Source organism: Curtobacterium sp. PhB170 (assembly GCF_003752345.1).
Lineage (GTDB): Bacteria > Actinomycetota > Actinomycetes > Actinomycetales > Microbacteriaceae > Curtobacterium.
Map to the genome: position 1 here is coordinate 345,371 of NZ_RJUM01000011.1, position 13,274 is coordinate 358,644.

General features: G+C 68.6%; 15 protein-coding genes. 1 reads left to right on the forward strand and 14 read right to left on the reverse strand.

All coding sequences use genetic code 11. The features are described from left to right. Window positions 1-99: 99 nt before the first annotated feature. From EDF40_RS12405 to EDF40_RS12460, 12 genes are all read right to left on the reverse strand, one after another. Window positions 100-870 carry a peroxide stress protein YaaA gene (locus EDF40_RS12405; RefSeq protein ID WP_311316759.1) on the reverse strand — a complete coding sequence of 257 codons (771 nt, stop codon included), beginning with the start codon at window positions 868-870 and terminating at the stop codon, window positions 100-102. After that, window positions 867-1,130 carry a F0F1 ATP synthase subunit epsilon gene (locus EDF40_RS12410; RefSeq protein ID WP_017885743.1) on the reverse strand — a complete coding sequence of 88 codons (264 nt, stop codon included), beginning with the start codon at window positions 1,128-1,130 and terminating at the stop codon, window positions 867-869. Before EDF40_RS12410 ends, EDF40_RS12405 begins: the two co-directional genes overlap by 4 nt. 1 nt (window position 1,131) lies before the next feature. Then, window positions 1,132-2,586, reverse strand: a complete 1,455-nt coding sequence (gene atpD, locus EDF40_RS12415; RefSeq protein ID WP_065959250.1) for a F0F1 ATP synthase subunit beta — start codon at window positions 2,584-2,586, stop codon at window positions 1,132-1,134. A 47-nt stretch (window positions 2,587-2,633) separates the two neighbouring features. Further along, window positions 2,634-3,536 (reverse strand): F0F1 ATP synthase subunit gamma, encoded by a 903-nt coding sequence (locus tag EDF40_RS12420; RefSeq protein WP_123339744.1) that lies wholly within the window; start codon window positions 3,534-3,536, stop codon window positions 2,634-2,636. Further along, complete coding sequence (gene atpA / locus EDF40_RS12425; RefSeq protein WP_123339745.1) at window positions 3,537-5,165, reverse strand: F0F1 ATP synthase subunit alpha; 1,629 nt, start codon at window positions 5,163-5,165, stop codon at window positions 3,537-3,539. Window positions 5,166-5,272: 107 nt separating this feature from the next. Further along, window positions 5,273-6,067 (reverse strand): F0F1 ATP synthase subunit delta, encoded by a 795-nt coding sequence (locus EDF40_RS12430; protein ID WP_123339746.1) that lies wholly within the window; start codon window positions 6,065-6,067, stop codon window positions 5,273-5,275. Between the two features lie 2 nt (window positions 6,068-6,069). Further along, window positions 6,070-6,624 carry a F0F1 ATP synthase subunit B gene (locus EDF40_RS12435; protein ID WP_123339747.1) on the reverse strand — a complete coding sequence of 185 codons (555 nt, stop codon included), beginning with the start codon at window positions 6,622-6,624 and terminating at the stop codon, window positions 6,070-6,072. Window positions 6,625-6,633: 9 nt separating this feature from the next. Next, window positions 6,634-6,870: an ATP synthase F0 subunit C gene (gene atpE, locus EDF40_RS12440; RefSeq protein ID WP_027465781.1), complete on the reverse strand. Its 237-nt coding sequence runs from the start codon at window positions 6,868-6,870 to the stop codon at window positions 6,634-6,636. Between the two features lie 61 nt (window positions 6,871-6,931). After that, window positions 6,932-7,792 carry a F0F1 ATP synthase subunit A gene (atpB, locus tag EDF40_RS12445; RefSeq protein WP_333925860.1) on the reverse strand — a complete coding sequence of 287 codons (861 nt, stop codon included), beginning with the start codon at window positions 7,790-7,792 and terminating at the stop codon, window positions 6,932-6,934. Between the two features lie 107 nt (window positions 7,793-7,899). After that, a complete protein-coding gene (locus EDF40_RS12450; RefSeq protein WP_123294279.1) occupies window positions 7,900-8,391 on the reverse strand; it encodes a hypothetical protein in 492 nt (163 codons plus the stop codon). Next, window positions 8,388-9,614 carry an MraY family glycosyltransferase gene (locus EDF40_RS12455; RefSeq protein WP_123339748.1) on the reverse strand — a complete coding sequence of 409 codons (1,227 nt, stop codon included), beginning with the start codon at window positions 9,612-9,614 and terminating at the stop codon, window positions 8,388-8,390. The genes EDF40_RS12450 and EDF40_RS12455 overlap by 4 nt, the downstream gene beginning before the upstream one ends. Continuing rightward, the gene (locus EDF40_RS12460; protein ID WP_123294277.1) at window positions 9,611-10,285 is read right to left on the reverse strand and encodes an L-threonylcarbamoyladenylate synthase; all 675 of its coding nucleotides are present in this window, start codon (window positions 10,283-10,285) and stop codon (window positions 9,611-9,613) included. Before EDF40_RS12460 ends, EDF40_RS12455 begins: the two co-directional genes overlap by 4 nt. A gap of 37 nt (window positions 10,286-10,322) precedes the next feature. On the opposite strand from EDF40_RS12460, the gene EDF40_RS12465 reads away from it, so the two are divergent. Next, on the forward strand, window positions 10,323-10,973 hold the full coding sequence (locus EDF40_RS12465; RefSeq protein ID WP_148053829.1) for an HAD family phosphatase: 651 nt from the start codon (window positions 10,323-10,325) through the stop codon (window positions 10,971-10,973). 325 nt (window positions 10,974-11,298) lie between these two features. Here EDF40_RS12465 and prmC read toward each other — a convergent pair whose 3' ends face one another. Together prmC and prfA are read right to left on the reverse strand one after the other, a co-directional pair. Beyond that, window positions 11,299-12,174: a peptide chain release factor N(5)-glutamine methyltransferase gene (gene prmC / locus EDF40_RS12470; RefSeq protein ID WP_123339750.1), complete on the reverse strand. Its 876-nt coding sequence runs from the start codon at window positions 12,172-12,174 to the stop codon at window positions 11,299-11,301. A 14-nt stretch (window positions 12,175-12,188) separates the two neighbouring features. Then, entirely contained in the window at window positions 12,189-13,271 is a 1,083-nt protein-coding gene (gene prfA / locus EDF40_RS12475) for a peptide chain release factor 1 (protein WP_123339751.1), read from the reverse strand. Window positions 13,272-13,274 lie beyond the last annotated feature (3 nt).

Genomic DNA, 13,274 nt, shown 5'->3' on the forward strand with positions numbered 1-13,274 from the left:
CCATCGAAGCGTGATCCGGGCCTCCAGTGAGGCACGAACCGACCACCTGTGGACAGCAGCGCCCCGGCCCGACCTGTGGAGGACGGACCGGGGCGATGATCAGACGGTGACGGGTTCCAGGCTCTCGGCGACCAGGTCCCAGCCGGAGTCGCTCCGTTCGACCACGACGCCGTTCGCGGCGGCCCAGTCGACCAGGTCGTCCATGGACGCGACGACCGCTCCGGTGCGCGCGAGCAGCGCGACGAGTCGGCCCTTCGCCGTCTTGTTCCAGTGGTTCAACGCCCGCCGGCGACCGGAACCGTCGATGCTCACGACGCGCGGGGCGACCGCGTCCAGGACGGGACCGAGCTGCCGGTAGCCCTCGGACCGGAGGTCGAGGACCAGGCCGTCTGCCCGATCGGCCAAGACCCGGGACGAGGCCGCGGGCCAGTGCGACGCCAGCCGGAGCGACCCGAGCCGGGAGTCGTGCGACAGACGGTACGCCGGGATCGGGTCGCCAGCACCGATCGGTCCGAACATGGCCGACTGCACGACCACGTGGTCGTGCCACCACAGCCGCGTCGACGCGTCGGCGGTCTGCGCGCCCAGGGGGTCGTAGAGCACCCCCGTGTAGCGCTCGATCGCTGGCATCGTGCCCGACGTGTCGAGCTCGAGGTTGCGGAATCGTTCGGCGATCGACTTCGGGCCGAGCTTCAGAGCCGTCCTGGCCGAGGACTCCTCGGAACTGACAGAGCGGGCCGCGGTGATCACCGCGGCCCGCTCTTCGGCCAGTTCCGGGAACGAGAGTGCACGCAGATCGAGCGTGCGGCTCGTGTCCCCGCCCTCTCGCTTCGTCTCCGAAGGCGGGAGGAGGACGGTCAGTCCGGTCAGGACGCCAGCGCGGCCTGCCGCGCGACGATCGTCACCGTGTCGTGCTCCACCGACAGGAAGCCGTCTTCGGCGTCGACCGCGACGGTCGACCCATCGGCCCGCGTGATGCGGACCTGACCCTGCGCAAGGATCGCGAGCATCGGCTCGTGCCCCGCGAGGATGCCGATCTGGCCCTCTGTCGTGCGTGCCACGACCATGGTGGTGTCGCCCGACCAGACCTCACGGTCGGCCGAGACAACGCTCACGTTGAGACCCGCCATGTCAGCGGTTCTCCTTCTGGATCTGTGCCCACTTCTCTTCCACGTCGTTGATGCCACCGACGTTGAAGAACGCCTGCGTCGCAACGTGGTCGAACTCGCCGTCGGCGATGGCGCGGAAGGACTCGATGGTGTCCTTGAGCGGCACCGTGGAGCCCTCGACGCCCGTGAACTTCTTCGCCATGTACGTGTTCTGCGAGAGGAACTGCTGGATACGACGAGCGCGCTCGACCGTGATCTTGTCCTCTTCGGAGAGCTCGTCGACACCGAGGATGGCGATGATCTCCTGCAGTTCCTTGTTCTTCTGGAGGATCTGCTTGACGCGCGTGGCCGTCTCGTAGTGGTCGGCGCCCAGGTACCGCGGGTCCATGATCCGCGACGTCGAGGTCAGCGGGTCGATCGCGGGGTACAGACCCTGCGACGCGATCTCACGCGAGAGCTCGGTGGTCGCGTCGAGGTGCGCGAACGTGGTGGCCGGAGCCGGGTCGGTGTAGTCGTCAGCCGGCACGTAGATCGCCTGCAGCGAGGTGATCGAGTGACCACGCGTCGAGGTGATGCGCTCCTGCAGCACACCCATCTCGTCGGCGAGGTTGGGCTGGTAGCCCACGGCGGACGGCATGCGACCGAGCAGCGTCGAGACCTCGGATCCGGCCTGCGTGAAGCGGAAGATGTTGTCGATGAAGAGGAGCACGTCCTGCTTCTGGACATCGCGGAAGTACTCCGCCATCGTCAGCGCCGACAGGGCCACGCGGAGACGCGTTCCCGGCGGCTCGTCCATCTGGCCGAACACGAGGGCCGTCTTGTCGAAGACCCCCGCCTCTTCCATCTCACCGATGAGGTCGTTGCCCTCACGGGTGCGCTCACCGACTCCGGCGAACACCGACACACCGCCGTGGTCCTGCGCGACGCGCTGGATCATCTCCTGGATGAGGACCGTCTTGCCGACGCCCGCACCACCGAAGAGGCCGATCTTGCCACCCTGCACGTACGGGGTGAGGAGGTCGATGGACTTGATGCCGGTCTCGAACATCGAGGTCTTCGACTCGAGCTGGTCGAAGGCCGGGGCCTTGCGGTGGATCGGCCAGCGCTCGGTGATCTCGAGCTTCTCGTCCGTGTTGAGCACGTTCCCGAGGACATCGAAGACCTTGCCCTTGGTGACGTCGCCGACGGGGACCGAGATCGGAGCGCCCGAGTCACGGACCTCCTGGCCACGGACCAGGCCGTCGGTCGGCTTCAGGGAGATGGCACGGACCAGGTCGTCGCCCAGGTGCTGGGCGACCTCGAGGCCGATCTCCTGCGACGAGTCACCGATGGTGATGGTCGTGAACAGGAGGTTGTACATCTCCGGGATTGCGTCGTGGGGGAACTCGATGTCGACGACGGGACCCGTGACACGGGCGATCCGGCCGACACCGGGCGCCGACGACGTCTCGACCGCGGTGGTTGCGGTGTCGGTCATGGCTGGTGCCTTCCTGAGGGTGGGTATCTGTCCGCGAACGACGCGGACTACTTCTTCTTCGACGAGAGGGCGTCGGCGCCGCCGACGATCTCGGAGATCTGCTGCGTGATCTCCGCCTGACGCGCGTTGTTCGCGAGTCGGGTGAAGTCACGGATCAGCGAGTCCGCGTTGTCGCTGGCCGCCTTCATCGCCTTCTGACGGGCGGCGTGCTCGGAAGCAGCCGACTGCAGCATGGCGTTGAAGATGCGGCTCTCGATGTAGACCGGGAGCAGCGAGTCGAGCACCGCATCGGCGTCCGGCTCGAACTCGTAGAGCGGCAGGGGCTCGTTGCCCTCGGGCTCCTCGACCCCTTCGACGACCTCGAGGGGCAGCAGGCGAACGACCTGCGGCTCCTGCGTCGCCATGCTGAGGAACCGGTTGAACACGATGTGGATCTCGTCCACGCCGCCCTCTGCGGTGTCCTGGAGGAACTTCGCCACGACGGCGTCGCCGATCTCCTTGGCCGTCGAGAACTCGGGCTGGTCGGTGTTCCCGACCCACTGCTGCTCCGACGCGCGCTCACGGAACGCGAAGTACCCGACGGACTTGCGGCCGACCAGGTAGTAGACGACGTCCTTGCCCTCGCTGCGGAGCAGGGAGGCGAGCTCCTCGCCCTGCTTGAGGACGTTCGTGCTGAACGCGCCGTTCAGGCCGCGGTCCGAGGTGAAGAGCACCACGGCCGCACGGGTCGAGGACTCCGGCTCGGTGGTCAGCACGTGGTCGACGTTCGAGAACGTCGCCACGGCCGACACCGCACGCGTCACGGCTCGCGAGTACGGGCCGGACGCAGCCATGCGGGCCTGCGCCTTCTGGATCCGCGACGCCGAGATCAGTTCCATCGCGCGAGTGACCTTCTTCGTGGTCTTCGCGGACTTGATTCGCTGTCGGTAGACCCGGACCTGCGCTGCCATCTAGCGACGACCCTTGACGATCTGCTCCTGGTCGACGTCCTCGGAGTCTGCCGCGTCGAACTGCTCGGAGCCGAGGGTCTTGCCGTCGCTCGTCTGGAAGCTCTTCGTGAACTCGTCGATCTGCTTCGACATCTCGGCGACGGTCTCGTCGCTGAGCTGGTTCGTCTCGCGCAGGGTCGTGAGGACCTCGGAGTTGCGACGCAGGTGGTCGAGCAGTTCGGACTCGAAGCGCAGCACGTCCGGCACCGGGACGGTGTCGAGCTTGCCGTTGGTGCCGGCCCAGATCGAGACGACCTGCTCCTCGACCGGGTACGGCGAGTACTGCGGCTGCTTGAGGAGCTCGGTCAGGCGGGCACCGCGGTCCAGCTGACGACGCGACGCCTGGTCGAGGTCGGACGCGAACATCGCGAACGCCTCGAGGGAGCGGTACTGCGCCAGCTCGAGCTTCAGCGTGCCGGAGACCTTCTTGATCGACTTCACCTGGGCGTCACCACCGACGCGGGACACCGAGATGCCCACGTCGACGGCCGGACGCTGGTTCGCGTTGAAGAGGTCCGACTGCAGGAAGATCTGGCCGTCGGTGATGGAGATGACGTTGGTCGGGATGTACGCCGAGACGTCGTTCGCCTTGGTCTCGATGATCGGGAGACCCGTCATCGATCCGGCGCCGAGCTCGTCGGACAGCTTCGCGCAACGCTCCAGCAGACGGGAGTGCAGGTAGAAGACGTCACCCGGGTACGCCTCGCGCCCCGGCGGACGACGCAGGAGGAGCGACACGGCGCGGTAGGCCTCGGCCTGCTTCGACAGGTCGTCGAAGATGATCAGGACGTGCTTGCCGGAGTACATCCAGTGCTGGCCGATGGCCGAGCCGGTGTACGGGGCGAGGTACTTGAAGCCGGCCGGGTCGGACGCGGGGGCGGCGACGATGGTGGTGTACTCCATCGCGCCGGCGTCCTCGAGCGCACCCTTGACGGAGGCGATCGTGGAACCCTTCTGACCGATGGCGACGTAGATGCAGCGGACCTGCTTGTCCTCGTCGCCGGACTCCCAGTTGGCCTTCTGGTTGATGATCGTGTCGATCGCGATGGCCGTCTTGCCGGTCTGGCGGTCGCCGATGATCAGCTGTCGCTGACCACGGCCGACGGGGATCATCGCGTCGATGGCCTTGATGCCGGTCTGCAGCGGCTGGTGGACCGACTTGCGGGCCATGACGCCGGGAGCCTGCAGCTCGAGGGCGCGACGGCCCTCGGCAGCGATCTCGCCGAGACCGTCGATCGGGGCGCCGAGCGGGTCGACGACGCGACCGAGGAAGGCGTCGCCGACGGGGGCGGAGAGGACCTCACCCGTGCGGGTGACCTCCATGCCCTCTTCGATGCCGGCGAACTCGCCGAGCACGATGGCGCCGATCGAGTCTTCATCGAGGTTCTGCGCGAGGCCGAGCGTGCCGTCCGCGAAGCGGATGAGCTCGTTGGCCATGACGCCGGGGAGGCCCTCGACGTGCGCGATGCCGTCGCCGGCGTCGGTGACGTGCCCGACCTCGGCCGTGGAGGCCTTCGTCGGCTCGTAGTTCGAGACGAAGTCCTTCAGGGCATCACGGATCTCATCGGGGCTGATGGTGATGTCTGCCATGGGATTTTCCTTGTGGTTTTCCGGGGCCCTTCGGCTCCGAGAGGGTGACGCTGCCGGACTCGGCAGTTCCCGTTGTGGACTTGGGAGGAGCGGCTTCGACCGTACGCCTAGCCGGCGAGCTGGAGCCGGAGCTCCGAGAGCCGCGTGGACACGGTGCCGTCGATGACGTCGCCGCCGATCTGCACCCGGACCCCGCCGACGACCGTGGGGTCGACGACCTGGTTGATGCTGATGTCCTTGCCGTAGCGCTCGGCCAGCCCGCGTGCAACGCGTGCCGACTGGGCGGTCGTGAGTGCCGTGGCGGTGACCACGGTCGCGACGAGCTTGCCGTCCTGCTCGGCCACGATGCGCGAGGCATCGCGGACGAGTTCACCGATGCGGCGGCCGCGAGGCTGCTGCACGAGCGCGGAGACGATCGTCACGGTCTGCTGCGACGCCTTGGGGCCGAGGAGCCGCTCGACGAGCGCGCCCTTCTGCGCCGGGCTGCCGAGCTTCGTGCCGAGTGCCAGCTCGAGGCCGGCGTCCGAACGGACGGCGGTCTCGAAGGCGAACAGCTCGGACTCGATCGGCGAGTCGGAACCCGCGGTGGCAGCGACGGCGCGGATGCCCGCGTCCTCGATGCCGGCGAGCAGGTCCTGGTGCGAGGACCAGCGCGAGCCGGCCACCGCGGTCAGGACCGCACGAGTCGCGTGCGACTGACCGGCGAAGACGCGGTCGATGAGGACCTTCTTGCCGGCCGGGTCGGCCGTCGGGTCGGACAGCAGCCCGAGCAGCTGCGGCGCACCGGCGATCGCACGCCCGGAGGCGAGGATCTCAGCACCCACGGCCAGGTCGGCGCTCGAACCGAGGTCCGAGAGCACCGCCCTGGTGGACGCGAGTGCTTCTCTGGTAGCGCTGCGCATGCTCAGTGCTCCCCCGTCTTCGTGGCCTGCGAGGCCTCGAGATCGGCGAGGAAGCGGTCGACGACTGCCGACGACTTGGCGTCGTCCTTGAGCGATTCGCCGATCACACCGGACGCGAGGTCGAGGGCAAGGGTGCCCACCTCGGACCGGAGGGACTGGACGGCGCTCTGACGCTCGGCTTCGATCTGCGCCTGGGCGTTGGCCGTGATGCGTGCTGCATCGGCCGCTGCCTGCTCGCGGACCTCATTGCCGATCGCCGTGGCGTCGGCGCGGGCCTGCTCACGGATGCGGGACGCCTCGGAGCGGGCGTCGGCGAGCTGCTTGTTGTACTCGTCGAGCGCAGCAGCGGCCTGCTCCTGAGCAGCCTCTGCCTTCTTGATGCCACCCTCGATGGCCTCAGTGCGCTCATCGAGCATCTTCGTGATGCGCGGCGTGACGACACGCCACATCACCAGGAAGATGATGACGAAGGCCACCGCGGACCACACGATGTCGTACAGCGGCGGAACGAGGGGGTTGTGCGTCTCCTCCGCCGCGATGATGAGTGCGTTGTGCATCGAGGAACCTTAGTTCGTGAAGATGAAGTACGTGGCGATGCCGATGAAGGCCAGGGCCTCGGTGAAGGCGATACCGATGTACATGAGGGTCGTCAGGCGGCCCTGGAGCTCGGGCTGGCGGGCGACGGACTCGATCGTCTTGCCGACGACGATGCCGACACCGATGGCCGGGCCGATCGCAGCGAGGCCGTAGCCAACCGTCGCGATGTTGCCGTTGATCTCCGCGAGAACGGTCGTTGCGTCCACGTGTTTTCCTTTCGAGGTGCGGGTCCGACGGTTGCCGGTCCCGTAGGGGGTCAGTGAGGAATCAGTGCTCGTCAGCCAGCGCCAGCTGGATGTAGACGGCGGTGAGGAGCATGAAGACGTAGGCCTGCAGCAGCGCGACGAGGATCTCGAAGAAGCTGAACGCGATGCCGAACGCGAGGGTCCCGACGCCGAAGGCCTTGAAGCCGAGCGAAGCGTCGAAGAAGAAGAACTGCGTGGCCGAGAAGAACAGGACGAGCAGCAGGTGCCCGACGACCATGTTCATCAGGAGTCGCAGGGTGAGCGTCACCGGACGGAGCACGAAGGTCGAGACGAGCTCGATCGGCGTCACGATGATGTAGAGGAACCACGGCACCCCGGGCGGGAAGAGCGAGTTCCGGAGGAACGTGCCCGGGTGCTTGCGGAGGCCGGCGTAGATGAACGCGACGTAGGCGACGATCGCGAGGATCATCGGCATCGCGATGCGACTGGTGCCGGCGAGGTTCATGCCCGGGATCAGACCGGTCAGGTTCATGAACAGCACGCCGAAGAAGATCGTCGCCAGGAGCGGCAGGAATCGCTTGCCGTCCTTCTCTCCGAGGTTGTCGAAGGTGTTGCGACGAACGACGTCGAACGCGTACTCGATGAACGCCTGACCGCGGTTCGGGACGAGCTTCAGCGCGCGGGTTCCCACGAAGGCGAACACCAGGAGCACGGCGACGGCGAAGAAGCGGATGAGGACGACCCGATCGATCTCGAACGGCGTCCCTGCGAAGAAGATCGCATCCGGGAAGAACTCGTTGATCGACGGACCATGGAACTCGGCGGCCTTGCTGCTCCCCGCCGCAACGGTGTCAACCGCAGCAGAGAGGGACAGGGGAAGAGCGTGGGATAGCAGCGCTGTCTCCTGTGTCGGCGCGCGCACATCATGGCACGCGATGGTGGACGTTGTGGAGGCTTGCCCGCTCCGAGCGAAAGGCTCCGGTGGCGGACTCCGAGAAGCCTATCAGGTGCGAGAGGCTTCCCGGCTTCTCAGTTGCGGGGGGTCGGGTTCTCAGCGTCCGCGGAGCCACCGGACCCGTCGCCGGGCAGCTGCACGCCGATCGGGATGCGGGCCTTCGCCACCGCGACGACGTCGATGACCAGGGACCCGACGACCCCCGCGATGATCACGATCGCGAGCACCGGGAAGTCCACCCAGGTACGGTCCTTCAGTGCCACGAGCAGCACGATGAACACGATGAACTTGAGCAGCCAGGTGCCCATCACGATGCCGAAGAAGGCCCCGGAGATCATCTGCCCCTTGGACACGCGCAGCGCGACGAGGACACTGACCGCGGTGAGGCCGAGGAACACCACGCTGAGCACGGCTCCGAGCAGGCCCCCGACGAGCCCGGGAGTGTCGGCGACGAGCAGCCCCACGACTCCCCCGACGATCGCCAGGGCGACCGCGAGCACGGCGCCCCACGTGATGATGCGGCGGAACACCGGCCGGACGTGGTCGAGCGCGTTCGGTGCGGTCACGTGATGTCTCCTGGGATCGTGCGGTCGTTGGCGGCCCGGTCGAGCGGGTCGAGGCTGGCGTCCACCACGGCGGCGGAGCGGTTGGCGGTCTGGGCGGCGATCTCGGTGCGCTTCCGGCCGAGCGGCGCGAACGTGGCGACGGCGCACACGGTGAAGCCGACCGCGACGAAGCCGACCACCCAGTACCAGTCCACGAACAGGAACAGCAGGCACCCGACCGCGACGGTGGCGGTCCACGCGTAGAAGATCAGCACGGCGTGGAAGTGCGAGTGCCCCATGTCGAGCAGGCGGTGGTGCAGGTGCTTGCGGTCGGCCGAGAACGGTGACTTGCCGGCGCTGAGCCGCCGGGTGACCGCCAGGCCGAAGTCCAGGATCGGGACGATCAGGATCGCGAAGGGCAGCAGGATCGGGATGAACGCCGGCAGCAGCGCCTGGCGTGTCTGCACCGCTGCGGGATCGATGTTGCCCGTGACCGACACGGCGCTGGTGGCCATCAGGAAGCCGACGAGGAGCGCTCCGGCGTCGCCCATGAAGAGCTTCGCGGGGTGCCAGTTCAGGATGAGGAACCCGAAGCAGGAGCCGACGAGCACCGCGGTCAGCAGTGACGGCAGGTTGAAGAAGAACTCGGTCTGCACGACCACGCGGTTGATGAAGAACGTGTAGAGGAAGAACACCCCGCCGGCGATTATCGCGACCCCGGCGACCAGGCCGTCGAGTCCGTCGATGAAGTTCACCGCGTTCATCACGAGCACCACCGCCAGCACCGTGAAGATCAGGCTCATGTAGGACGAGCCGACCCCCAGCGTGTTGCCGATCGGCAGCGACACGATCGCGACGCCCTGCCAGGCGAGGATGCCCGCGGCGATGATCTGCCCCGCGAGCTTCGTCATCCAGTCGAGGTCCCAGATGTCGTCCGCGACGCCCAGGACCACGATGATCGTCGCTCCCCCGAGCACCGCCAGCACGCGGCCGGGTTCGGAGAACACGAGCCGGAAGTAGTCGGTCCCCGCGATCGACGGGAACAGGAACCACGCCGCCAACAGCGACACGATGACGCCGATGTACATCGCGATCCCGCCGAGGCGCGGCGTGGGCGTGCGGTGCACGTCACGCTCGCGGACCTGGGGGTACCACTTGTACTTGAGCCCGAGCTTCCACACCAGCACGCTGACCAGGAAGCTCACGACCGCGGCGATCGCCCCCGCCAGCAGGTAGTACTTCATCCGACGAGGTCGGCTCCGACGACCCGGATGATCTCGTCGTCGGAGATCACCCCGTGCCGGACGATGCGGAGCTTCCCGCCGTCCGACAGCCCCGTCGCGTCGACGATCGTCGACCCGGTGGAGGCCTCGAAGCCCTCGTGCTCCCCGATCGCGCCGCCGTCCAGGTACACGGCGACGCTGTCGCCGAGCATCCGCTCAGCGGCGTCGACGTCCATCGCGGCCGGGTCGCCGGTCGAGTTCGCGGACGAGACCGCGAGCGGACCGACCTCTTGCAGGAGCTCGAGCGCGATCCGCGAGTCCGGCATCCGCAGGGCGACCGTGCCCCGCGTCTCGCCGAGGTCCCAGTCGAGCGACGGCTGCGCACGCAGGATCACAGTGAGGCCGCCGGGCCAGAACTCGGCGACGAGGTCGCGCACCTGCTGCGGCACGTCGCTCGCGAGCGCGTCGAGCGTCGGCGGGCCGGGGATCAACACCGGCGGCGGCGACTGCCGCGTCCGGCCCTTCGCGTCGAGCAGCCGCTGGACGGCGGCCGCGTTGAAGGCGTCCGCGGCGAGGCCGTAGACGGTGTCGGTGGGGACGACGACGAGGTCTCCGCGCCCGAGGGCGGCACGTGCGAGCCGCATCCCGGTCAGGAGCCCGTCGGAGTCGGTGCAGTCGTATCGGGATGCCATGACTCGACGATGATAGTGCGACACAATGGAGGACATCGTGAACGAGACCCCTGCGCCCCACCTCCTGTTCCTCTTCGACATGGACGACGTCCTGGTCCGGTACGACTGGCAGGTGCGGATGGCCGCACTCTCCGAGTTCACCGGACACGAGTTCGAGGAGCTCCGTCGCCGCTGGTGGGACTGCGGCCACGAGATGCGTGCCGAGGCCGGCGACTTCGCCGACGGCGACGAGTACCTCGCCGCGTTCGAGCGGGCCATGGAGTGCGACGTCCCCGAGGCCGAGTGGGCGCGCATCCGCGGGTCCGCGATGACCGAGCTGCCGGAGCGCATCGAGGCCGTCCGGATCGCGAGCGAGCACGGGCGTGTCGGCCTGCTCACCAACAACGGGCCGCTCGCGGGTCGGTGGATCCACCAGTGGGCACCGTCACTGCCGGGGCTGTTCGGCGAACACCTGGACACGTCGAGCAACTTCGGCGCCCGCAAGCCCGAGCCCGAGGTCTTCCTCCGCGCGATGGAGCACCACGGCGTGCCCGCCGAGCGCACGTTCTTCGCCGACGACATGCCGGAGAACATCGCGGGTGCCCGGAGCGTCGGCATCCACGCGGTCCTGGTCGAGCGCGAAACCGACCTGCGCGAGCACGTCCGCGCCTTCGTCGCGCAGCAGCGCGAGGCCTCCCCCGTCGCGTAGCCCGCCACGCCCGTTCCATCCCATCACGGTCGCGCTGGAAAGCAGGAACGGGCATACCTGGTCATCCCGAACGACCCGGTACGCCCGATCCCACCCGGTACGCCCGGATCCGCTCGGCACACGCACGCACGCACGAGTGAGGGACGGGAGGCCCGCCCCGCGCCCGCCACGCCCGTTCCTTCCCATCACGGTCGCGCTGGAAAGCAGGAACGGGCATACCTGGTCATTCCGAACGACCCGGTATGCCCGATCCCACCCGGTACGCCCGGATGCGCTCGGCACACGCACGCACGGCCGAGCGACGGGAGGCGCGGCTCGGCTCCGACTACCGGGTCGCGGTGGTCGTGCGGTCGCGACCCGTCAGGTCGACGTGCGTCTCCGGGGTCCGGAACCCCCGGCGCGCAAGGACCTCGCGCACGCCGGCGCCCTGCGGCTCGGCGTGCTCGATGACGAGCACCCCGCCGGGCACGAGCAGGCGCCACGCGGTCTCGGCCAGGGCGCGCACGGCGTCGAGGCCGTCCGGTCCGCCGTACAGCGCCATCGCGGGGTCGTGGTCACGGACCTCGGGGTCGATCGGGATCGCGTCGTCCGGCACGTACGGCGGGTTCGACACCACGACGGACACCCTGCCGTCGAGTTCGGGCAGCGCGTCGGCGAGGTCGCCCTCGACGAGTCGCACCGTGCCGCCGTGGGCGTCGGTGTTCCGGCGGGTCCAGGGCAGGGCCTCCGGCGATCGTTCGACGGCGTACACGACGGCGTTCGGCACCTCGGTGTCCATCGCGATGGCGATCGCACCGCTCCCGGAGCCGAGGTCGACGGCGATCGGCTCCGGGACGGCCACGGCCCGCAGCGCGTCGATGCCGAACTGCACGACGCCCTCGGTCTCGGGACGGGGCACGAACACGCCGGGTCCGACCGCCAGGGTCAGTGCACGGAAGTACGCCTGCCCGGTGATGTGCTGCAGCGGCTCGCGGGTGCTCCGCCGCGCGATCGCGTGCCGGAAGCGCTCGACGTGCTCCGGAGCGATCGCGCCGCCGGTCATCGCGCGGGCCTGCACGGCACCGCGCGAGGTGTCGGTCGCCCACGCGAGCAGCAGCTCGGCGTCGACCTGGGGTGTCGGGACGCCGGATGCGACGAGCGCCGCGGCCGCCTGCTCGAGCAGGCGATCCGCGGCGAACGTGCGGGGCGTGTCGGAGGTGATCCGTGCCTCCAGGGCTACGCGTCCTGGTCGCCGATGGCGGCCAGACGTGCCTCTTCGTCCGCCTGGATGGCGGACTGGACGACGGGCTCGAGTGCACCGTTCATGACGCGGTCCAAGTCGTACGCCTTGTAGCCGGTGCGGTGGTCCGCGATCCGGTTCTCCGGGAAGTTGTACGTCCGGATGCGCTCCGAGCGGTCCATCCCGCGGATCTGCGACTTGCGCGCATCCGAGGCGATCGCGTCGAGCTCCTCCTGCTGCCGCGCGAGGATGCGTGCGCGGAGCACGCGCATGCCGGCCTCACGGTTCTGCAGCTGCGACTTCTCGTTCTGCATCGCCACCGTGATGCCCGTGGGCAGGTGGGTGATGCGGACCGCGGAGTCCGTCGTGTTGACGGACTGCCCGCCGGGGCCGGACGACCGGTACACGTCGATCTTCAGGTCGTTCTGGTTGATCGCGACCTCTTCGGGCTCGTCGACCTCGGGGAACACCAGCACGCCGGTCGTCGAGGTGTGGATGCGCCCCTGCGACTCGGTCTGCGGCACGCGCTGCACACGGTGCACGCCGCCCTCGTACTTCAGGTGCGCCCAGACGCCCTGCGACGGGTCGGTCGTGTTCGACTTGATCGCGACCTGGACGTCCTTGTAGCCACCCAGGTCGGACTCGGTGCGCTCGAGGAGCTCGACCTTCCAGCCCTTGGTCTCGGCGTAGTGCGAGTACATGCGCAGGAGGTCGGCCGCGAACAGCGCCGATTCCTCGCCGCCCTCGCCGCCCTTGATCTCCATGATCACGTCGCGCCCGTCGTCGGGGTCGCGCGGGATGAGCAGCCGCCGGAGACGCTCCTGGCGCTCCGACAGCTGCTCCTCGAGCGTCGGGACCTCGTCCGCGAACGCCTCGTCCTCGCGCGCGAGCTCCTGGGCGGCGGCGAGGTCGTCCCCAGCCGCCTTCCAGGCCTCGTACGCGGACTTGATCTGGTTGAGCTCGGCGTACCGCCGGTTCACCTTCTTCGCCCGGGCCGCATCGGCGTGGAGCGCGGGGTCCGACAGCTGCTGCGTCAGGTCCTCGTGTTCCGCCAGCAGCCCTGCCACCGACTCGAACACGCG